The organism is Lacticaseibacillus sp. 866-1, assembly GCF_016861825.1.
Lineage (GTDB): Bacteria > Bacillota > Bacilli > Lactobacillales > Lactobacillaceae > Lacticaseibacillus.
In genome coordinates this window covers 31,029-51,721 of record NZ_BOLU01000002.1, presented here as the reverse complement: position 1 = coordinate 51,721, position 20,693 = coordinate 31,029, and the positions used below count along the sequence as shown (strand labels likewise).

The 20,693-nt window shown below is 59.2% G+C and carries 20 protein-coding genes; 18 read left to right on the top strand and 2 right to left on the bottom strand.

Features of this window, described 5'->3' with window-relative positions:
- Positions 1-76 precede the first annotated feature (76 nt).
- Entirely contained in the window at positions 77-475 is a 399-nt protein-coding gene (locus JUE30_RS01465; protein WP_203623304.1) for a reverse transcriptase-like protein, read from the bottom strand.
- A 24-nt stretch (positions 476-499) separates the two neighbouring features.
- Between JUE30_RS01465 and JUE30_RS01460 the strand changes: the two genes are divergently transcribed.
- From JUE30_RS01460 to JUE30_RS01400, 13 genes are all read left to right on the top strand, one after another.
- On the top strand, positions 500-901 hold the full coding sequence (locus tag JUE30_RS01460; protein WP_203623303.1) for an EbsA family protein: 402 nt from the start codon (positions 500-502) through the stop codon (positions 899-901).
- Positions 902-903: 2 nt separating this feature from the next.
- Positions 904-2,577 (top strand): formate--tetrahydrofolate ligase, encoded by a 1,674-nt coding sequence (locus JUE30_RS01455; RefSeq protein ID WP_125754494.1) that lies wholly within the window; start codon positions 904-906, stop codon positions 2,575-2,577.
- Positions 2,578-2,589: 12 nt separating this feature from the next.
- Positions 2,590-3,045, top strand: coding sequence for a signal peptidase II (lspA, locus tag JUE30_RS01450; protein ID WP_203623302.1), 456 nt, complete (start codon positions 2,590-2,592; stop codon positions 3,043-3,045).
- Positions 3,036-3,956 carry an RluA family pseudouridine synthase gene (locus JUE30_RS01445; RefSeq protein ID WP_125754593.1) on the top strand — a complete coding sequence of 307 codons (921 nt, stop codon included), beginning with the start codon at positions 3,036-3,038 and terminating at the stop codon, positions 3,954-3,956. Before lspA ends, JUE30_RS01445 begins: the two co-directional genes overlap by 10 nt.
- A gap of 150 nt (positions 3,957-4,106) precedes the next feature.
- Entirely contained in the window at positions 4,107-4,655 is a 549-nt protein-coding gene (gene pyrR / locus JUE30_RS01440) for a bifunctional pyr operon transcriptional regulator/uracil phosphoribosyltransferase PyrR (protein ID WP_125754492.1), read from the top strand.
- A 1-nt stretch (position 4,656) separates the two neighbouring features.
- Complete coding sequence (locus JUE30_RS01435) at positions 4,657-5,967, top strand: uracil-xanthine permease family protein (RefSeq protein WP_125754491.1); 1,311 nt, start codon at positions 4,657-4,659, stop codon at positions 5,965-5,967.
- A complete protein-coding gene (locus JUE30_RS01430) occupies positions 5,951-6,856 on the top strand; it encodes an aspartate carbamoyltransferase catalytic subunit (RefSeq protein ID WP_125754490.1) in 906 nt (301 codons plus the stop codon). The genes JUE30_RS01435 and JUE30_RS01430 overlap by 17 nt, the downstream gene beginning before the upstream one ends.
- Positions 6,857-6,865: 9 nt before the next feature.
- Entirely contained in the window at positions 6,866-8,143 is a 1,278-nt protein-coding gene (locus JUE30_RS01425) for a dihydroorotase (protein WP_203623301.1), read from the top strand.
- Positions 8,140-9,237, top strand: coding sequence for a carbamoyl phosphate synthase small subunit (locus tag JUE30_RS01420; RefSeq protein ID WP_125754488.1), 1,098 nt, complete (start codon positions 8,140-8,142; stop codon positions 9,235-9,237). The genes JUE30_RS01425 and JUE30_RS01420 overlap by 4 nt, the downstream gene beginning before the upstream one ends.
- Positions 9,221-12,400, top strand: coding sequence for a carbamoyl-phosphate synthase large subunit (carB, locus tag JUE30_RS01415; RefSeq protein ID WP_203623300.1), 3,180 nt, complete (start codon positions 9,221-9,223; stop codon positions 12,398-12,400). Before JUE30_RS01420 ends, carB begins: the two co-directional genes overlap by 17 nt.
- Positions 12,401-12,408: 8 nt before the next feature.
- The gene (gene pyrF / locus JUE30_RS01410; RefSeq protein ID WP_203623299.1) at positions 12,409-13,128 is read left to right on the top strand and encodes an orotidine-5'-phosphate decarboxylase; all 720 of its coding nucleotides are present in this window, start codon (positions 12,409-12,411) and stop codon (positions 13,126-13,128) included.
- Entirely contained in the window at positions 13,121-13,753 is a 633-nt protein-coding gene (pyrE, locus tag JUE30_RS01405) for an orotate phosphoribosyltransferase (RefSeq protein ID WP_203623298.1), read from the top strand. Before pyrF ends, pyrE begins: the two co-directional genes overlap by 8 nt.
- A 41-nt stretch (positions 13,754-13,794) precedes the next feature.
- Positions 13,795-14,736 carry a dihydroorotate oxidase gene (locus JUE30_RS01400; RefSeq protein ID WP_203623297.1) on the top strand — a complete coding sequence of 314 codons (942 nt, stop codon included), beginning with the start codon at positions 13,795-13,797 and terminating at the stop codon, positions 14,734-14,736.
- 61 nt (positions 14,737-14,797) lie between these two features.
- On the opposite strand, the gene JUE30_RS01395 is transcribed toward JUE30_RS01400, so the two are convergent.
- Entirely contained in the window at positions 14,798-16,492 is a 1,695-nt protein-coding gene (locus tag JUE30_RS01395; RefSeq protein ID WP_203623296.1) for an NFACT family protein, read from the bottom strand.
- A gap of 159 nt (positions 16,493-16,651) precedes the next feature.
- Between JUE30_RS01395 and JUE30_RS01390 the strand changes: the two genes are divergently transcribed.
- The 5 genes from JUE30_RS01390 (at position 16,652) to JUE30_RS01370 (ending at position 20,692) form a co-directional block, all read left to right on the top strand.
- A complete protein-coding gene (locus JUE30_RS01390; protein WP_203623295.1) occupies positions 16,652-17,524 on the top strand; it encodes a DegV family protein in 873 nt (290 codons plus the stop codon).
- A gap of 100 nt (positions 17,525-17,624) precedes the next feature.
- Positions 17,625-18,191 (top strand): NUDIX hydrolase, encoded by a 567-nt coding sequence (locus JUE30_RS01385; RefSeq protein ID WP_125754481.1) that lies wholly within the window; start codon positions 17,625-17,627, stop codon positions 18,189-18,191.
- A complete protein-coding gene (locus JUE30_RS01380; protein WP_203623294.1) occupies positions 18,188-19,003 on the top strand; it encodes an HAD family hydrolase in 816 nt (271 codons plus the stop codon). The genes JUE30_RS01385 and JUE30_RS01380 overlap by 4 nt, the downstream gene beginning before the upstream one ends.
- 49 nt (positions 19,004-19,052) lie before the next feature.
- The gene (locus JUE30_RS01375) at positions 19,053-19,910 is read left to right on the top strand and encodes a hypothetical protein (RefSeq protein ID WP_203623293.1); all 858 of its coding nucleotides are present in this window, start codon (positions 19,053-19,055) and stop codon (positions 19,908-19,910) included.
- 104 nt (positions 19,911-20,014) lie between these two features.
- Entirely contained in the window at positions 20,015-20,692 is a 678-nt protein-coding gene (locus JUE30_RS01370; protein ID WP_203623292.1) for a TVP38/TMEM64 family protein, read from the top strand.
- Position 20,693: the final 1 nt, after the last annotated feature.

The following is a 20,693-nucleotide window of genomic DNA, read 5'->3' as shown; positions in this document are numbered from 1 at the left end:
CGCAGGTAAAGGACAACCTGCATCGCCCTGTGACTTCATTATATAGAAGCAGTCAGGCGTAGTGCCACGAGTGGGCCTACCGTGCGGCCGCTTCCGCCTCATGCAGCCCTTGCTGGGCCAGCATGTGGGCCCCACGGTTGGCGTGGTCAGGGACCCACTGCCACAAGACCCACGAGAATTGCTTGGTCAAGGCGGTCAATTCTGTGACATAATCACCATAGTGCTTGGCGTAATGCTTATCCAGCGCCTCGATTACGAGCTTAGAATCACTGTAAAAGGTGACCGGACCAGTCAGGCCCAAGGCCAGCAGGCGCCTGAAGCCGGCAATGGCGGCCTCAAACTCCGCCTCATGATTGCTCATTTCGGGAAGCGGTAAGTGGGTCTGATCCTGCTGCCCTTCGGCGATGATCAAAATACCGATCCCGCCGAGTCCAATATTGCCTTTTGTCGCTGCATCTGTGTATAGTTTATTCATCGTTCTCCTTAAGGAAGTGGCTGTGTGAAAAACCGATTTTACGTTCAACCGGGCTGGCTCGATTTTACCATGTTTTGGGCCTTCATCATGATCGGCGTGAGTTTTGCCGTGGTCTTGCAAATGGAACTCATCGGCTACGGGCCGGTCAGCTGGCCGGCTGCCGCGCTCCTGGTGGTCGTGCTGGCGCTCGCGGCGTTGCAGATTCAACGCTCCCGCCTGGTGGTCGGCGCTGGCCGCGTCACGCTGCGCCGACTTTTACCTGGCAACTCACTGCAGATCGCACCTGAAGACGTGACGGCGGTGGCCTGGAAGAAGCAGACTTGCACACTGGTGACGCGGTCTTACGGTAAAATTACGTTTATTCATTTTGGCCATAATGACGCACTCAAGCAGGCATTGGCAGCCGTGCTGCCAGAAAGGGGTTAGTCGTGTCAGACATCGAAATTGCGCAGGCAAACGAACAAAGTGAAATGAAGCCGATCGAGGAGATCGGCGCTATGGTCGGCCTCACCCCAGACGAGCTCGAGCCTTACGGACGCAGCAAGGCCAAATTGACGCTTGCCGCGATGAAGCGGCTCAAAAGCAAGCCCTTGGGCAAGCTGGTGCTGGTCACCTCGATCAACCCGACCCCGGCCGGGGAAGGCAAGTCCACCGTGACCATCGGGTTAGGCGACGCGCTGCGCCTGCGTCAGCAAAACGCGGTGATCGCGCTGCGCGAACCCTCGCTGGGCCCGGTCATGGGCATGAAGGGCGGCGCCACCGGGGGCGGCTACTCCCAGGTGGTGCCGATGGAAGACATCAACCTGCACTTCACCGGTGACATGCACGCGCTGACCACTGCAGTCGACACGCTGGCGGCGCTGATCGACAACCACCTGCAGCAGGGCAACCAGCTGAACTTGGATCCGCGCCGCATCCAGTGGCGCCGCGTCCTGGACATCAACGACCGCGCACTGCGCCACGTCACCATCGGCCTGGGCGGCGTTACCTCAGGGGTGCCGCGTGAAACCGAGTTTGACATCACCGTTGCGAGCGAACTGATGGCGATTTTGTGCTTGGCAGATGGTCTTGGCGACTTGAAGCGCCGCATCGCCAAAATTGTCATCGGCTACACCTATGACCGCAAGCCGGTCACCGTTGATGACCTCGGGGTGACGGGCGCGATCGCGATGCTGCTGAGGGACGCGGTCAAACCAAACCTGGTGCAGACGCTGGCACACACGCCGGCCTTGATTCACGGCGGCCCGTTTGCCAACATTGCCCACGGGTGCAATTCGATCATCGCGACGCGGGCGGCGCTTGAAATGGGCGACATTGCACTGACCGAGGCCGGTTTTGGGGCCGATCTGGGCGGCGAAAAGTTTATGGACATTACCGCCCCGGCGCTGGGCAAAACGCCTGATGCGGTCGTGATTGTGGCGACCGTGCGCGCGCTCAAGTACAACGGCGGTCAGAAGCTGGCAGACCTCAAAACGGAAGATCTTGCCGCGCTGGAAAGCGGCTTTGCCAACCTCAAGCGCCACATACACAACATGAAACGCTACGGGGTTCCCGTCATCGTCGGCATCAACCAGTTTACATCGGACACGCCGGCCGAAATCAACCGGCTGGTTGAGCTTTGTGAGCAAGAAGGTACGACTGCCATTCCCGCCGACGTTTGGGGCAAAGGCGGCCAGGGTGGCCTAGCGTTGGCTGATGCGCTGCTCGCCGTGCTCAAGCAGCCGGCTGACTTCCGGCCGCTTTACGCCAATACCGATGCGGTTAAAGATAAGATCAACACGATCGTCACCCAAATTTACGGCGGCGCCAGTGTCGACTATGATCACAAGGCGGAGTTGGCGCTGCGGACCATCACCAAAAATGGTTGGTCTGACCTGCCAATCTGCATGGCCAAGACCCAGTACAGCTTTTCCGATAATGCCAAGGCGTTAGGCGCGCCATCTGGCTTCACCATTAACGTCCGCGACGTGACCCCGCGGCTCGGCGCCGGGTTCCTAGTCGTGATGACCGGCACCGTGCTCACCATGCCGGGGCTGCCCAAACAGCCCGCGGCCTTGAACATGGATGTCTCGGACGACGGTGTAATCTCAGGGTTGTTCTAACAAGGAGAGAATATGGTTTTATATCTGTTACTGGCAGCGGCCTTAGTAGTCGTCGATCAAGTGGTCAAAGCGTGGGTCGTCGCCCACCTCGCAGTGGGGGAAACCGTCGCGTTTCTGCCTGGCCTTGCGCTGACCCACCTGCAAAATGACGGTGCCGCCTTTTCAATGCTGCGCGGCCAGCAGTGGTTCTTTTACCTGATCACAGTGGTTTCTTTGATCGTCGTGTACTGGCTCTGGCGCGATGCCGGTCGCAGCCGGTTCTACAAACTTGCGCTGGCGCTGATCCTTGCCGGCACCATTGGCAACTTCATCGACCGCGTGCGCTTTGGCTCGGTCACGGACATGTTCGAAACCACGTTCATGAATTTCGCTATTTTTAATGTGGCGGATGCTTGCCTGACCGTCGGCGTCGTCATGGTGGTCATTTACCTGTTGTTCATCGATGGAAAAGGGGAAAAATCACGCTAGAATTGACCATCACGACGCAACGCGGCCGGCTGGACAAGGTGATCGCCGACAATTTTTCGGACATCTCCCGCTCGCAGGCGCAAAAATGGCTGGCCGCCGGGCTGGTGACGGTGAATGGCAAGGCGGCCAAGGGTAAAGAGCAGGTGAGCACCGGCGACGTGATCCGGCTTGATCCCCCCAAACCCAAACCGCTTGAAGCTGTCCCGCAGGACATGCCACTGGACATCATTTACGAAGACGACCAAGTGATTGTGGTCAACAAACCGCAAGGCATGGTCGTGCATCCTGCCCCCGGCCACCCCGATGGGACCTTGGTCAACGGGCTGCTGTTTCACACCAGTTTTCCCGGCATTAACGACGTGCTGCGGCCTGGCATCGTGCACCGCATTGACAAGGACACCAGCGGGCTGCTCATGGTCGCCAAAACGGCGCAGGCGCAAGTCAGCCTGTCCGCCCAGCTGAAGGCCAAGACGACCAAGCGTGAGTACTGGGCGATTGTCCACGGCGCGTTTCGCGACGAACAAGGCACCATCGACGCACCGCTGGCCAGAGACCCCAAGGACCGCAAACGCCAGGCCATCGTGCCAGGTGGGCGGCGCGCAGTCACGCATTACCAGGTGCTGGAGCAGTTTCCCCACTACGCGCTGATCAAGTGCGTGCTGGAAACCGGGCGCACCCACCAGATCCGCGTGCACATGGCTTCGATTCACCACCCGCTGGCCGGCGACCCGCTGTACGGCCCGCGGGTCACGCTGCCGGGTGCAGGTCAGTTCCTGCACGCCCGCACGCTGGGGTTCGTTCATCCGACAACCGGCAAATTCATGGAATTTTCCGTTGAGCCGCCAGCGCTGTTTCAAAAAACTTTGGCGGATCTGCGCGCTGGGATTGACAAGACCAGGCGCGTTCGCTAGACTGAGAACAACTTGATAAAGCACCTTTAACTAAGTCCAGAGAGGCTTGGAAGGGCACGTGTTTGCTGCGGCAAACGAAATTTTCGGCCAAAAGCCGCCTTCTATACCCGAACTGGATATGGCAGGCGGCTTTTTCGTGCAGAAAAGGGGATCATTATGGCAAAACAAGTAGTGGATGCAGTGACCATGCAGCGTGCGTTGACGCGCATCTCGTACGAAATCATCGAGCAGAACAAGGATCTGTCCGATCTGGTCATCGTGGGAATCAAAACCCGCGGGGTGTACCTGGCCAACCGGATCGCCGCGCGCTTGAATCAGTTGGAAAACTTGGCTGTGCCGGTCGGCGACCTCGACATTCGCCTGTATCGCGACGACGTGCACACCGCCGACTACCGGATGCAGCCGGACGTGAAGGGCTCAGACCTGCCGGTATCAATCACCAACAAGCATGTCATCCTGGTTGACGACGTCATTTTCACCGGCCGCACGATTCGCGCCGCGCTGGACGCCTTGATGGATCAGGGCCGGCCGCGCCAGATCAGCCTGGCCGTCCTGGTCGATCGCGGCCACCGCGAGCTGCCGATCCGGCCAGATTTTGTCGGCAAAAACATTCCGACTTCCCGCCACGAGGAAATTAACGTGCAAGTAAAGGAAATTGACGGGCAGGACGGCATCAGCATCGCCCAGCTGGAGGCATAGCATGGCCAAATTTCATGATGATGACGCAGTTTTAGACATTCACGATAAACCTGGCTTCGGTCAGTGGGTGGGCCTGTCCATCCAGCACTTGTTCGCCATGTTCGGCTCCACGGTGCTGGTGCCGATCCTGGTTGGCCTGGATCCCAGCATTGCGCTGTTTTCCAGCGGGGTCGGCACGCTGATTTACATCCTGATCACGCGCGGCAAGATTCCAGCCTACATGGGCTCCAGTTTCTCCTTCATCGTGGTGATGCAGTCGCTGATGAAAACCACCGGCTACCCGGGCATCGCGCAGGGCACTATCGCCGTCGGGTGCGTGTACCTGATCGTCGCCTTAATCGTGAACTTCGCCGGATCCGCCTGGATCGATAAGGCGCTGCCGCCGATCGTGGTGGGGCCGATCGTCATGGTCATCGGCCTGAGTCTGGCCGGCACTGCCGCGACCGACGCCACCATGCGCGCCGTGTCCGCGACCAAGAGCGTGTACGACATCCGCTACTTTGCCGTCGCCATGCTGACGTTGGCCTTCACGATCATTTACAACATGTACTTGAAGAAGTTCATCAGCCTGCTGCCGATTCTGCTGGGGCTGATCACCGGCTATGTCATCGCCTTGCTGTTCGGCATCGTGGACTTCACGCCGGTCATGCAGGCCAAGTGGTTCTCACTGCCGGCGTTTCAAATTCCGTTTCTCACGTACCAGCCCAAGTTTTACTGGGGCGCGGTGCTCTCGATGGCGCCAATCGCCTTCGTCACGATGACGGAGCACATGGGGCACATCATGGTGCTCGATGAAATGACTCACCGCAACTTCTTCAAGGATCCTGGCCTGAACCACACGCTGGCCGGAGACGGCACAGCCTCCATCATCGCCGGGTTCGTCGGCGGCCCGCCAGTCACCTCATACGGTGAAAACATCGGGGTCATGGCGATGACCAAGGTCCACAGTGTGTACGTGCTGGCCGGCGCTGGCATGTTCGCGGTGCTCTTCGCCTTCATCGGCAAGCTCAGCGCCTTGATCCGCACCATTCCAAGTCCGGTCATCGGCGGCATCTCATTTCTGCTGTTCGGCGTCATCGCCAGCAACGGGCTCAAGGTCCTGATCGACAACAAGGTCGATTTTAATAAGAAACGCAACCTCATGATCGGCTCGACTATCCTGGTCATCGGGATCGGCAACGCCAGCCTGCAATTCGCCGGCTACACCTTCTCGGGGCTGGCCATCGCCACCGTGATCGGCATTTTGTTGAACTTCATTCTGCCGCAGCAAGCAGCCAACGAGGAGGAACCTGTCGATGCTAAAAAACTTTGAGCATTTTGTTTCGGAAACCCAAGTCACCCCTGAACTTGCCGAAAGCCTGATCGATCGAGCCGAGGCCTTCAAGCAGGGGGCCACGCCGGCAGTCGCAACGCCGTACTACGCGGCCAATCTATTCTTTGAAAACAGCACGCGCACGCACACCAGTTTTGAAATGGCCGAGCGCAAACTGGGCATGACGGTGATCCCGTTTGATCCCGGCCATAGCTCTGTCACCAAGGGCGAAAGCCTGGAGGACACACTGCGGGCGCTTGCCGCGATTGGCATTCAAGTCGCGGTGATCCGCCATTCTCAGGACAACTACTACCAGCCGTTGATCGAAGCCAATGTGCCGCTGCACATTGTCAACGCCGGCGACGGGGCCGGCCAGCACCCGAGTCAAATGATGCTGGACCTGATGACCATTCGCGAGGAGTTCGGGCACTTCAAGGGCCTGCACGTCGGCATCGTCGGTGACTTAGCCCACTCCCGGGTGGCGCGGTCGGACATGGCCATGCTGACGCAGCTGGGCGCCACTGTCAGTTTTTCCGGGCCGAAAACTTGGTACACCAAGGACTTTGAGCAGTACGGTGACTATGTGCCGCTGGATGACCTGATTCCGCAGGTCGACGTCTTGATGTTGCTGCGGGTTCAGCTGGAGCGCCTGACCCCAGCAGAAAAGGCGGAATTTTCTGCTGAGTCTTACCATGAACGCTTCGGCATTAACCAGGCGCGCTACGACCAGATGAAGCCCGGCGCCATCATCATGCATCCGGCGCCGGTCAACCGCGGCGTCGAGCTCGCCTCTGACCTGGTTTTGGCCGAACGGTCGCGGATCTTTAAGCAGATGCACAACGGCGTGTTCATGCGCATGGCCATGCTGGAACTGGTATGCGGAAAGTAGGAGGTCATCATGCATACACTGATTAAAAACGCCAAGGTGATGGGCCCACAGTCCTTCACTGGGGACATCCTGATTGCAGACGGCAAAATCAGCGCGCTCGGCCGGCACCTGTTTGCACCGGCTGACGCCACCATCATTGACGCCCAGAACAATGCGGTCCTGCCTGGACTCGTCGACGTGCACGTGCATTTTCGCGAACCGGGCTTTGAGCAAAAGGAAACCATTAAAACCGGCGCGGCCGCGGCCGCGCACGGCGGCTTCACCACCGTGGTCGCCATGCCCAACCTGAACCCGGTGCCGGACAACGTCATCGACCTGCGCCAGCTGATCAAGAAAAACCACAGCGACGCCAAGATTCACGTTGAGCAGTTTGCGGCGATTACGAAGGGGCTGCACTCCAATGAAATCGATGATTACCAGGCCCTGAAAGACGCTGGTGCGCTGGGCTTTTCCAACGACGGGGTCGGCATCCAGGACGCGGCCACGATGTACCAGGCCATGCAGGCGGCCGCAAAAGTTGACGCGCCGATTGTCGCCCACATTCAGGACGACGGGCTGATGGCCGGCGGTGTGATCAGCACGGGTACCAAAGCCAACGCCTTTGGGCTGCCAGGCATCAACCACGTCAGCGAATCCGCCCAGCTGGCCCGCGACCTGACGCTGGCCGAAGCGACCGGCGTGCACTATCACGCCTGCCACGTTTCGACCAAGCAAAGCGTCGAGCTGATCCGCGACGCCAAGGCGCGCGGGGTTAACGTCACCGCCGAGGCCACGCCGCACCACCTGCTGCTGGACTACGAACACATTCCAGCCAACGATCCGAACTACAAAATGAACCCGCCGCTGCGGGCCGAAATGGACCGCATGGCGCTGATCGATGGGCTGGAAGACGGCACCATCGACATGATCGCCACCGACCATGCGCCGCACACGGCAGCGGACAAGGCAGGAGACTTCAGCACGGCCGCCTTTGGCATCGTTGGCAGCGAAACGGCCTTCGCGCTGCTTTACACCAGCCTGGTCAAAAGCGGGCGCTTCACGCTCGACCAGCTGATTGAGTGGATGAGCACAAACCCCGCCAAGGCGTTTGGGTTGCCCGCCGGCAGCATCGGCATCGGTCAACCCGCTGACCTGACGATCATCGATTTGAACAAGCAGTACAAGATCGATGCCAACACGTGGTTGTCGAAGGGGCGCAACAGTCCGTTCATCGGGCGCGAAGTCTCTGGCCAGGTGCTTTATACGCTGGCCGATGGGCAAATCGCATACAAGGAGGAGAACCAGTGAAACGCTATTTGATCCTTGAAGACGGCTCAGTTTTTCCTGGGGAAGGGTTTGGTGCCGAAACGGTCACTACCGGCGAAATCGTGTTTAACACCGGGATGAGCGGCTACCAGGAAACTATCACCGACCAAAGCTACAACGGGCAGATCATCACCTTTACGTATCCGTTGATCGGCAACGCCGGCATCAACCGGGACGACTACGAAAGTATTAACCCGACCGCCAAAGGGGTGGTGGTGCACGAGGCCGCCCGTGTCACTGGCAACTGGCGCGCGCAGATGACCCTTGACGAATTTTTGCGGCGCAAGCACATCCCCGGCATTGCCGGCATCGACACACGGGCGTTGACCAAGCGCCTGCGCGAGGCTGGGACGATGAAGGCCAGCATCGTTGACGCGGCCGATGAGCACGCGTTCGATCAGCTGCGAGCGCTGGTCCTGCCGAAAAACCAGGTTGCCCAGGTCGCAACGACCCAGGCCTACCCGGCACCGGGCACCGGCAAGGACATCGTGGTGGTGGACTTCGGACTAAAGCACAGCATCCTGCGCGAGCTTTCCAAGCGCGAGTGCAATGTGACCGTGGTACCGCCGACCATTACGGCCAGCGAGATCCTCGAGCTGAATCCGGACGGGGTGATGCTGACCAACGGCCCTGGCGATCCCAAAGACGTGCCAGGCGCTTTGGACATGATCCGCGGCGTGGAAGGGCACATTCCGATGTTTGGCATCTGCTTAGGCCACCAACTGTTTGCGCTGGCCAACGGCGCCGACACTTTTAAGATGAAGTACGGCCACCGCGGCTTCAACCACCCGGTGCGCGAGATTGCGACCGGCCGCATCGACTTCACCAGTCAGAACCACGGCTACGCGGTCGACCCGAACTCGATCGACCCTGATCAGCTGCTGGTCACGCATGAGGAGATCAATGATCACACCGTCGAAGGCCTGCGCCATCGCTTGTACCCGGCGTTTTCGGTCCAGTTTCATCCAGACGCGGCGCCTGGTCCTCACGATGCCGCGCATCTATTCGACGAATTCATGGAAATGATGGACGCCTTTTCGGCCAACAAAGGAGCGAGTCATGCCAAAACGTACTGATATTCACAAGATTCTGGTCATCGGGTCAGGCCCCATCATCATCGGGCAGGCTGCGGAATTCGATTACTCAGGCACCCAGGCCTGCCTGGCGCTGCGTGAGGAAGGCTACGAAGTCGTGCTGGTGAACTCCAACCCGGCAACCATCATGACCGACAAGGAAATCGCGGACAAGGTTTACATCGAGCCGCTGACGACTGAGTTTGTCAGCCAGATTTTGCGCAAGGAGCTGCCAGATGCCATCCTGCCGACCATTGGCGGCCAGATCGGCCTCAATCTGGCGATGGCCCTGGCCAACTCGGGCATTCTTGACGAACTGCACATCGAACTGCTCGGCACCAAGCTCAGCGCCATCGACCAAGCCGAGGACCGTGAGCTGTTCAAGAACCTGATGCAAAAGCTGCACCAGCCGATCCCCGAGTCCGCCATCGCCCATAACTTCGACGAGGCCAAGGCGTTTGCGGAAAAAATCGGCTACCCGGTCATCATCCGGCCCGCCTTCACCATGGGCGGCACCGGCGGCGGCATTGCCAAAACCGAGGCCGAGCTGCGCACCATCACTGAAAACGGGCTGAACCTGAGCCCAGTGACTCAGGTCCTGGTCGAGCGGTCGATCGCCGGGTTCAAGGAAATCGAATTTGAGGTCATGCGCGATGCCGCCGACAACGCCATCGTGGTCTGCAACATGGAAAACTTCGACCCCGTCGGCATTCACACCGGTGATTCGGTCGTGTTCGCTCCGGTGCAGACACTGACCGACAAGGAAGTGCAGATGCTGCGCGACGCCTCGCTGAAAATCATCCGGGCACTGAAAATCGAAGGCGGCTGCAACGTGCAGCTGGCCCTGGACCCCAACTCCTTCAAGTACTACGTCATCGAAGTCAACCCGCGGGTGTCCCGCTCGTCGGCTTTGGCCTCCAAGGCGACCGGCTATCCGATTGCTAAAATGGCGGCCAAGATCGCCGTGGGCCTGCACCTGGACGAGATCAAAAATCCCATCACGGACGCGACCTACGCCGAGTTCGAACCGATGCTCGATTACGTCGTGGCGAAGATCCCGCGGTTCCCGTTTGATAAATTTGAGCACGGCGACCGCACGTTGGGGACCCAGATGAAGGCCACCGGCGAGGTGATGGCGATCGGCCGCAACATCGAGGAATCGCTGCTCAAGGCCGTGCGCGGGCTCGAAGTGGGGGCGACCCACCTGGAGCTGGCGGCCGCCAAGCAGCTGTCTGATCAGGCGCTGACCGATCTGATCGTTACCCCGACGGACATGCGGCTGTTTTACCTGGCCGAGGCGCTGCGGCGCGGCTTTACCCTGGGCGAGCTGGCCGAGCTGTCGCACATCAACATTTTCTTCCTCGACAAAATTAAACACATCATCGAGCTCGAAGATGAGTTGAAGGCTCATCCGGGCGACTTGGAAGTGCTGCGCACCGCCAAGCGCAATGGGTTTGCCGATCAGGAAGTCGCCAAGCTGTGGGGGCAAACCATGGATGAGGTCCGCGACCTGCGTCGGGCCAATCAGCTGACGCCGGTCTATAAAATGGTTGACACCTGCGCCGGCGAATTTGCCTCAACCACGCCATACTTTTACAGCACCTACGAAACTGAAAACGAAAGCCAAAAGAGCGGCCGCAAGAGTGTCCTAGTCCTGGGCTCCGGCCCGATTCGCATCGGCCAAGGCGTCGAATTCGACTACGCGACGGTTCACTCGGTCAAGGCGATTCAAAAGGCAGGGTATGAGGCCATCATCATGAACTCAAACCCCGAAACCGTCTCCACTGACTTCTCGATTTCCGACAAGCTGTACTTTGAGCCGCTGACGATCGAGGACGTCCTCAACGTGATCGACCTGGAGCAACCGCTGGGCGTCATCGTCCAGTTTGGCGGGCAAACGGCCATCAACCTGGCGGCGCCGCTGGCCGCCCACGGCGTGAAGATCCTCGGCACCAGTCTGGATGACCTGGACGCCGCGGAAGACCGCGACCGCTTTGATGAAATCATCACCAAGCTGAACATCCCCCAGCCAGTGGGGGACACGGCCACCGATAAAGCCGGGGCCATCGCGATCGGCCAGAAAATCGGCTACCCAGTCCTGGTACGCCCAAGTTACGTGCTCGGCGGCCGGGCGATGGAAATCGTGCACTCCTCGGCGGAGCTTGCGGATTACATCGACCGGGCGGTGTCCGTTTCCAACGACCACCCAGTCCTGATCGATCAGTACCTGGTCGGCAAGGAATGTGAGGTTGACGCGATTTGCGACGGCGAGACCGTCGTGATTCCGGGCATCATGGAACACATTGAGCGCGCCGGGGTGCACAGCGGCGATTCCATGGCCGTTTACCCGCCGCAAGACTTCAGTCAGACGATTCAAGGCCAAATCGAACGTTACACCATCGACTTGGCGCACGCGCTGCACTGCGTTGGCATCATGAACATTCAGTTCATCGTGCATGACAATCAAGTTTACGTGATCGAAGTCAACCCGCGGGCCAGCCGGACCGTGCCATTTTTGAGCAAAGTCACCGACATTTCCATGGCGCAGCTGGCCACCCAGGCCATTTTGGGACTCAAGCTTAAGGATCTGGGTTTTGAAAATGGGCTGCAGCCGCTGCGCGATGGGGTCCATGTCAAGGCGCCGGTCTTCAGCTTTTCCAAGCTTAACGACGTCGACAGCACGCTGGGGCCGGAAATGAAGTCGACCGGTGAGGTGATGGGCTCGGACAGCACGCTGGAAAAGGCGCTGTACAAGGCCTTTGAAGCCAGTCACACGCACCTGCCGGCGCACGGCATCGCGCTGTTCACCGTCGCCGATCCCGATAAGCCCGAGGCAGTGGCGCTGGCCAAGCGCTTCCGCGAGGTCGGCTATCAAATCGATGCCACCGCCGGGACCGCCGAGGCGCTGCGGGCGGCAGGCATTCGCACCAAGGTGATTGCCAAGCTCGGCGAAAGCGGCGAGGATGCCATCCTCGATGCCATCTCAGACCGCAAGCTGCAGCTGGTGATCAACACCACCAGCCAGGACAAGGCGACGACCAGCGACGGCTACCGCATTCGCCAGGCAGCGATCATGCATGGGGTGCCGCTGATGACCAGTCTGGACACCGCGCGCGCCATCGTTCAGGTGCTCGAGTCGCGCGCCTTCACCACTAAGCCATTGTAGGAGGAAGTATGTCACCAATCATTGCACTGGATTTTCCCACCATTGAGGAAACGACGGCCTTTCTTGAGCGCTTCAAGGGCGTGCGGCCGCTGACTGTCAAAATTGGCATGGAGCTGTTCTACGGCGTCGGCCCACGCGCGGTAGGCGGCGTGATGCTTCAGGGCGACGTCAATGTCTTCCTCGACTTAAAACTGCACGATATTCCTCACACCGTCGAGCGGGCAGCCTATCAAATCGGTCGCATGGGAGTGCAGCTGACCACCGCGCACGCGGCAGGAGGCGGCGAGATGCTGGCGGCCGCCAAACGCGGTCTGCTCGCCGGCGCGGCCGAATCCGGCTTTCCCGCGCCCAAGCTGCTGGCAATCACGCAACTGACGTCGACCTCGGCCGCCATGATGCATAACGAGCTGCAGATCCCCGGTCCCGTTGCCGATTCGGTGCAGCATCTGGCTGCCGTCGCCCAGGCGGCCGGCGCTGACGGGGTCGTCGCAAGCGCGCAGGAGGCGCCACTGATTCGCGCCATCACCCGGCCGGACTTCTTGATCGTCACGCCAGGGATCCGACCCGCCGGCAGCGAAAACGGCGATCAAGTTCGCACCACGACACCGTCGCAGGCGGCGCAGCTGGGCAGCTCAGCGATTGTGGTCGGCCGGCCGATCACGCAAGCGGCTGATCCGGTCAAAGCGTTCAAACAAATTGGCAGACAATGGAGGCGCGCAAATGAGTGAGATTGAAACCACGATTGCCACTGACCTATTGACGATCGGCGCGGTGACCCTGCGGCCCAAAGCGCCATTTACCTGGGCGAGCGGCATTCACAGCCCGATTTACACCGATAACCGGCTCACCATCTCGTATCCCGCGGTGCGCACGCGCATTGCAGACGGGCTGGCGCAGCTGATCAAAACCCAGTACCCGGACGTGCAGGTAATTGGCGGGGTCGCCACGGCAGGCATTCCCCATGCCGCCCTGGTGGCCGAGCGTCTGAACCTGCCGCTGGTCTACGTCCGCAGCAAGCCCAAGGACCACGGGCAGGGCCGGCAGATCGAAGGCCGCCTGGACCAACAGGCCAAGCTGGTATTGATCGATGACTTGCTGAGCACTGGCGGCTCGGTTTTGAAGGCGGCAGAGGCGGCGCGGCGCGAAGGCGCGAACGTCATCGGCGTGGCAGCCATTTTCAGCTACCAGCTGCCGGCACTCACCGCCAATTTTGAAGCGGCCAAAACCAAGTTCGTCACGTTGACCAATTACACCACGCTGATTCAAACGGCGCAGGCCCACGGTCAAATCGATGCGGATGAGTTGGCGCTGCTGCACGCCTGGCGCAAGAACCCCACCCACTGGGAGGGCTAACTGGTTGCCACTGATTCAGCCAAGGAAAGGAAGCAAATCGCATGTTGACCCTTGAAACCAGAATTGCCGGCCGCCACTTTGACAGTTGCCTCATGAACGCGGCGGGCGTCCGCTGCCAGTCCGCCCAAGACTTAGACGCCCTGGTGCAATCGCGCGCCGGTGCCTATGTTACCAAAAGTGCCACCCCAGCGCCGCGCCCAGGGAATCCATCGCCGCGCATGGCCACCATGCCGCACGGCAGCTTCAACTCCATGGGCCTGCCCAACAACGGCCTGGCGTATTACCTCGACTACGTGCTGACGGACGAGCAGAACCGCCCAGGGAAAACAAACTTCCTGTCGCTTGCCGGGACCAGTCTTGATGACAATCTGGCAATGCTTCACGAAATCAACGACTCGGCTTACCAAGGCTTTGTGGAACTGAACCTGTCTTGTCCCAACGTGCCGGGCCATCCGCAAACCGGCTACGATTTTGTGGCCACGCGGCAAACTCTGGAAGCCGTGTTCGACTTTTACCAAAAGCCGCTGGGGGTCAAGCTGCCGCCGTACTTCGACATGGCCCATTTCGATACGATCGCTGGCATCCTCAACCAATTTCCGCTGAGCTTTGTCACGACCATCAACAGCGTCGGCAACGGCCTGCTTGTCAATTTTGAGACCGAAACGGTGGCCATCAAGCCCAAGGGCGGCTTTGGCGGGATCGGCGGCGCCAGCATCAAGCCGACCGCCCTGGCCAACGTGCGCGCCTTAGCCCAGCGCCTGAATCCGGCCATCGCTGTGATTGGCGTCGGCGGCATCATGTCTGGCCGCGACGCCTTTGAGCACATTTTGTGCGGGGCCTCGATGCTGCAAATCGGCACGCAGTTTGGGTACGAAGGGCCGGCAATCTTTGCTCGGATCGAAAAAGAGCTTGGTGACATCATGCTGCTGAAGGGCTACACCAGTATTGAGGACTTCCGCGGCAAACTCAAGACGCTCGATTAACCAGCGACGTCAAAGCGGCACCCCAGATTTGCTCTGGGGGTGCCGCTTTGCGTAACTGCTTTTACAGCGTGGGCTGATGGCGCAGCCGCTCGACGATTGCCTCGTCAGGCGTCACGACCACCGTGCGCTGGCCTTCGTACACCACAAACCCGGGCTTGGCGCCATTGGGCTTGCGGATCTTCTTCACTTCGATCCAATCGACCTGGACGTTCGCCGAGGCGCGGCTCTTGGAGAAGTAGGCAGCAAGCATCGCAGCCTCCATCAGGGTCTTGTCGCTGGGTTTGGCTGAATCGATGATGACATGGGAGCCAGGGACGTCCTTGGCGTGCAGCCAGATGTCGGTTTTGGCGGCCTTGTGGAGCGTGAGCTGGTCATTTTGCAGGTTGTTCTTGCCGACCCAGATCTTGGTGCCATCGGAGGCATAAAACTCCTCAGGCTTCGCAATCTTGTGCTTTGGCGCCTTTTTGCCTTGCTTGTGGACCTTGAGGTAGCCGCCGTCCTGCAGCTCGGTGCGAATGTCGTCGAGGTCCTTGGGGCTGGCAATTTCGATTTGCGCCATGATGCCGGTGAGGTAATCGAGCTCGGCCTGATTCTGCTTCATCTGCTCGTTGACGTAGGCCACAGCGTTGCGGAGCTTCTGATAGCGGGAAAAATACTTCTGCGCGTTCTTTGATGGGGATAACTGGTTGGACAAACTGATTTTCAGCGGCTTCATGTTGTCGTAAAAATTGGGCAGGGTAACGCTGGTGTCGCCGCGCTTGACTTGCGCCAGGTAGGTGGTGAGAATCTCGCCGCGGATCCGGTAGTCATCGGCTTTTTCCGTGTCCTTGAGGGTTTGCTGCAGCTTTTTTTGCTTCTTCTCGTCGCGCTCGATCAAGGTCTTCAGCGGGCGGATCAGGTTGTCGCCTTGGGTGCGTACGCGGTCGTGCTCGGCTTTTTGCGCGTAAAAGGCGTCCAGCATCTCGCTTAACGACGCAAAGGTTTGCTGGGTGCCTTCATGCGTCTCGTAGGGCAGGGCGGAGAAGCTCACCTTGGCGCCGGTGGCGATGGTCGCAGTCGGGTGGTCCAGCGCAGCAAAAAAGTCGTCCCAGGCCGCATCGGCATCCCCAGCGCTCAGCCTGGCTGCCAGCTCCTTGGCGGAGTCGCCTGCTAGGCCCTGATAATGACGCTGCAGGAGCTGAGCCAGCGGCACGTCAGTAGTTTTCATCAGCTCGCGGTAGCCGCGGGTGTCGTCGGTGAAGGGGTCGATTTTGTCCTGCGCCGGCGCCGGCACGTATGGCGCACCGGGCAGCAGGGTCCGGAAACGGTCCTGATCGGGGCCGACATGGCGGATCAAGTCAATAATCTTACCGGTCTTGAGATTGACCAGGGTAATGTTGGAGTGCCGCGCCATGATCTCAACCACCAGGCGCAGGCTCAGGTCATCGCCCAGCTCGTCGCGCGTGGAAAAGTCGAGGTGCAGCACCCGGTCATTGGCCACCTGGGTCAGGGCCTGGAGCGTCGCGCTGGCCAAGTACTTGCGCAGTGTCATGGTAAAATTCGTCGGGACCTTGGGGTTTTCGTAGGGAATCTGCGTGATCTGGACCCGTGCAAACTGCGGGTTGGCCGACAGCAGCAGGGGCCAATTTTTCCGGTTGGCCCGAATGGTCAAAATGACCTCGTTATTGTATGGTTGGGTGATTTTATTGACGCGGCCGCCCACCAGTGGCTGCAGTTCTTTCGCCATGGCATGCGTGAATAAGCCGTCAAATGACATCGCAAACCTCTTTTCTGCCCGCTCAGGGCCGGCAATTGCTGTCCTTTATTCTACCGGTTTTCCAGGCCCGACGCAAAGCGCCACCGCGCGTTATTCTTCTAAAATAAGACAGAAAATGTTATGCTGTTCTAAGCAAATTCAGAAAAGTGGGTGTAGCAAATGAAGATCGCCGTCGTGACCGACAGCACCGCATACTTATCCGATCAGCAGATCGCGGCCAATCACATCAAGATCGTGCCGATTCCCGTTATCCTGGACGGCACCGTGTACGACGAAGGCAAGGACATCACCACTGCCGAGTACTACGCAAAATTGCGAACCGCTAAGACGTTCCCCAGCACCTCTCAGCCGCCTTTGGGCGAAGTGCTGAAACTATACGAAAACCTGGCTAACGAAGGCTACGACACCATCATCTCGATTCATCTGGCCAGCACGATTTCCGGGTTTGTGGAGACGCTGCGCGCGGCCGTCGCCGACTTCAAGCCGGCGCATGTCATCGTGTACGATTCCCAAATCACGGTCATCTTGATGGGTGAGCTGGTCCTGACCGCCGCAAAAATGGCGGCAGCTGGCAAGACGCCAGACGAGATCATCCAAACGCTGGATGCACTGCGCGCCACCATGGGTGAGTACTTCATCGTCAACGACCTGCAAAACCTGGTGCGCGGCGGCCGCCTGAGCAACGCGGCAGGTTTTATCGGCGGCATGCTGAAGATCAAGCCGCTGTTGACCTTCGACGACGACTCGCACAAGATCGTCGCCTTCGAGAAGGTTCGCTCGCTGAAAAAAGCGTACTCGCGGGTCGAGGAACTGCTCGCCGCGGAGCTGGCAAAAGTCGACTACCCGGTCAAGGCGTGGGTCATTCACGCCAACGACCCCGAAGCCGCGGGTGCTTGGCAAGCCGAGCTGAAGGAGAAGTTTCCGCAGGTGACGTTTGAAGTCTCATACTTCGGTCCGGTCATCGGCACCCACCTGGGGGAGAAGGCCATCGCGGTGGCCTGGATCCAAGACCTCAGCCGCACCGTGAAGTAATCTCAAACCAGCCGCTTAAAGGGCTGGTTTTTTGGTATCATGGAAGAGACAGCGGCCGCTTGCCGCCAGCGCTTAAATCTTTTAATTAATCGAGGCAATTATGTTTATTCACGCATCTCAGAAAAAAGGCCGCATCCTGTCGGCCCGCACAGTTTACAGCGGGCACATTTTTGAGGTCATTCAGCAAACCATCGACACCCCGGACGGCCTGCGCGTGGAGCGCGATCTAATCAAGCACGCGCCGGCAGTGGCCATGCTGGCGCTCACGCCGGATGATCAGGTGCTGATCAACCGCGAGTACCGTGTCGGCATCAACACGGAATCTTTTGCGCTGCCCGCCGGCCTGATGGACCCGGGCGAGGATCCGCTCAAGGCCGCCAAACGCGAGCTTGAGGAGGAAACCGGTTATGTGACGGACGACATCACGGAAATGTGCGCGATCCGCTCCAGCGAAGGCATGACCGACGAGGTCGTGCACCTGATGCTGGTCCACATCGATCCGGCCAAGCGCACCCCCAAGCATTTTGACCAGGACGAATTCGTGACCAGTCAGCTGGTGCCACTAAACGAAGTCATCGCTGCGGTCAAAAGCGGCAAAATCGCTTCTGCCCAAAGCGTTGGCGCCATCAGCTACTACGAGGCATTCGTAAAAGGAGACCGCGCATGAGTTTAAAAGACGTGAAGTTTATCGCCACCGACATGGATCACACACTGCTGACTGAGGCCAGTGTGCTGCCGCCGCAGTTTCAGGAGCGGCTCGAGGCCCTTGACCGCCTCGGGATTCAATTCGGGATCGCCAGCGGCCGGCCGCTGTATACCCTGCAGGACATTTTCCCGCATGACCACCAAAAGCTGGCCTTGATTTGCGATAACGGTGGCGTGATCAGTTTCCGCGGTCAGCTCATCAGCAAAACTTTGATGCCAACTGCGACAGTTCAGGAAATGGTGCGCGTGATCCGCGACGAAACCGATGGGCTGCCGCTGATCTGCGGCATCACTGAAGCCGTGGGGCAAACCGCCGACCGGCAGTACGACTCAGTCTATCGCGAGTTTTACCACCGGCTCTCCTACCTGGATGACCTGACCACCTGGAGCGGCGAGGCGGACAAGGTGACGATTTACCTGCCTAATGGCGACGCCAGGGCGGTCTTTGATGACGTGATCGCGCCGCGGTTTGGCGGTCAATTTTCCGCGGCCGTTTCCGGTCCGGTCTGGATCGACATCATGATGCCTGACATCAACAAGGGCAACGGCATGCGGGCAATCGGCAAGCAGATGGACATCACGACGGACCAAATGATGGCCTTTGGCGACAACTTCAACGACGCCGAAATGCTCAAGGCGGTCAAGTACAGCTACCTGGTCAATAATTTTGCACCGGGCATGGAGCAGTTTGCGACCTACCGCACCGGGACCAACGAGGAATACGGCGTCGTGCAGGTGCTCGACCAGGTGATCGCCGCGCACCGGGCGCAGTGAGGACTTCAATGACAGTAACGCTGACACATTACGCTTGCGAGGCAAAACTATGAACTTTGAGTATTCTCCTTATGATAACCCGGCCGTTCAATGGGTCGGCACTGCGGAAGACCGCGCTTTATTCAAGGCCCACCGCGATGGGGCGACCATCTTGTCTTGCAACGACGACATCGTCGGTGCGCTAACCACTTGGCGAAATCCGTTGCATCCTTACCTGATGCGGTTTGTGACCGTGACCACCGCAAAGGCCGACGCCCTGCCGCAAGCGGAGCTCGCTGATACGCTGCTCACGCCGGTGGTTGACCGCGCCAAAAACGCCGGGCAGCGAGGGATTTTGACCGTCAGCACGGACACCCAGTCGGCACTGCGATCTGCCACGATTTCCCGTGGGCTGCGCCGGATTCGGACCACGTTCAAACCGAAACTGGCGTTAAAAACGGCCCACACCGCCACAGTTTCTTTGACCCCAGGGACAAGGCTCTTGACGCAAAGTGACGTTCTCCAATCTGAACCATTGAGTAATGCGTTGATTCAAGCGGCCTACTTAACCTACCAAAAGCGCCATGAAGTCGATCCAGTCAAGCCGTTTGCCGACAATGACTGGGCGCCGCGCATCCTGACCGACCTCGAACCGACAGCACCGCTTGCGCTGGCGCAAGGGGACAACATCGTCGCGTATTGCCTGACGTATCTGCGCGGCAATCGGCTCGAATTCGGTGGCGCCTGGGGCCAAGATCACGGCCTGCTTGACGGCCTGCTCGCTTACACCCTACCAGCTTTGGCCAGTCGTTACCCGACCCTGGAAGGGGCCTTTGCAGACGTCGATGAGGGCGGCATGCAGGTTTACATGTCTTTTCCAGATCAAGCGACGGCCCAGGAAAGTGCCGCATTTGCCATTTTGTTCTAATTGAGAAGGGTCCCGCTGAGTGGGCCTTTTTTCATGCAGAACAGCAGATTTTTGCGCACCGCAAGTGTGATTCGGGTACACTAGGAGGAACTGGGGGTGAGTGCGTGAAACGCCAACTAAAAATGGCTTTATCGGTTCTGGGCGCGCTGGTAGCCGCCGGCATTGTGTACGGCTTATGGCGGCAGTACCGCGGCAGCTTTTCGTTGCTGCTGGAATCCACCACGCAGGCGGAAAATGCAATCGCCAGTTTGCGTGATTATGGCCCCTTAGAAGTCATTTTGTTTTTTGGACTGCTGGTCTTAATGTGCTGCATCCCTGGGGCACCGAGTTCGGTGGTCGCAATTTTCACCGGGGTCTGCCTGGGGGATTGGGCCGGTTTTTTGGTCAGTGCTGCTGGGCTCACGGCCGGTAATCTCGTCCAAAGCGGGGTGCTGAAATTGCTCGCTGATCGCCGCGATAAGGAGCCAACCAACTGGCTGTATCAGAGCCTGGTGACCATGAAGCATCCGCGACTCGGGCTGCTCATCGGTTATGCGGTGCCGATGATACCAACTATGCTAGTCAATGTGGCATCGGTGCACCTGCGCGTCTCTGAGCGCTCGCATGCACTGGTCTGCCTGCTCGGCAGCACATTGGTGGCCGCCTTGTATGCCTTTGGCGGTGACGCCTTGATTCGCGGTAATCGGCGGCTGCTGATTACCCTGATTATCGTGTTTGCCGCGCTGTCGGTGCTGATCCTGGTTATTCGCAAGGATCGCCAGCGCCGGCGCAGCGAGCATTAAG

What these genes read in the sequence shown, in the direction of transcription:
- JUE30_RS01465 (WP_203623304.1), bottom strand. Translation starts at nt 475, where the DNA reads ATGAATAAACTATACACAGATGCAGCGACAAAAGGCAATATTGGACTC.
- JUE30_RS01435 (WP_125754491.1), top strand. Translation starts at nt 4,657, where the DNA reads ATGGCCAAATTTCATGATGATGACGCAGTTTTAGACATTCACGATAAA.
- carB (WP_203623300.1), top strand. Translation starts at nt 9,221, where the DNA reads ATGCCAAAACGTACTGATATTCACAAGATTCTGGTCATCGGGTCAGGC.
- JUE30_RS01430 (WP_125754490.1), top strand. Translation starts at nt 5,951, where the DNA reads ATGCTAAAAAACTTTGAGCATTTTGTTTCGGAAACCCAAGTCACCCCT.
- pyrF (WP_203623299.1), top strand. Translation starts at nt 12,409, where the DNA reads ATGTCACCAATCATTGCACTGGATTTTCCCACCATTGAGGAAACGACG.
- pyrE (WP_203623298.1), top strand. Translation starts at nt 13,121, where the DNA reads ATGAGTGAGATTGAAACCACGATTGCCACTGACCTATTGACGATCGGC.
- lspA (WP_203623302.1), top strand. Translation starts at nt 2,590, where the DNA reads ATGGTTTTATATCTGTTACTGGCAGCGGCCTTAGTAGTCGTCGATCAA.
- JUE30_RS01425 (WP_203623301.1), top strand. Translation starts at nt 6,866, where the DNA reads ATGCATACACTGATTAAAAACGCCAAGGTGATGGGCCCACAGTCCTTC.
- JUE30_RS01395 (WP_203623296.1), bottom strand. Translation starts at nt 16,492, where the DNA reads ATGTCATTTGACGGCTTATTCACGCATGCCATGGCGAAAGAACTGCAG.
- JUE30_RS01380 (WP_203623294.1), top strand. Translation starts at nt 18,188, where the DNA reads ATGAGTTTAAAAGACGTGAAGTTTATCGCCACCGACATGGATCACACA.
- JUE30_RS01375 (WP_203623293.1), top strand. Translation starts at nt 19,053, where the DNA reads ATGAACTTTGAGTATTCTCCTTATGATAACCCGGCCGTTCAATGGGTC.
- JUE30_RS01400 (WP_203623297.1), top strand. Translation starts at nt 13,795, where the DNA reads ATGTTGACCCTTGAAACCAGAATTGCCGGCCGCCACTTTGACAGTTGC.
- JUE30_RS01385 (WP_125754481.1), top strand. Translation starts at nt 17,625, where the DNA reads ATGTTTATTCACGCATCTCAGAAAAAAGGCCGCATCCTGTCGGCCCGC.
- JUE30_RS01390 (WP_203623295.1), top strand. Translation starts at nt 16,652, where the DNA reads ATGAAGATCGCCGTCGTGACCGACAGCACCGCATACTTATCCGATCAG.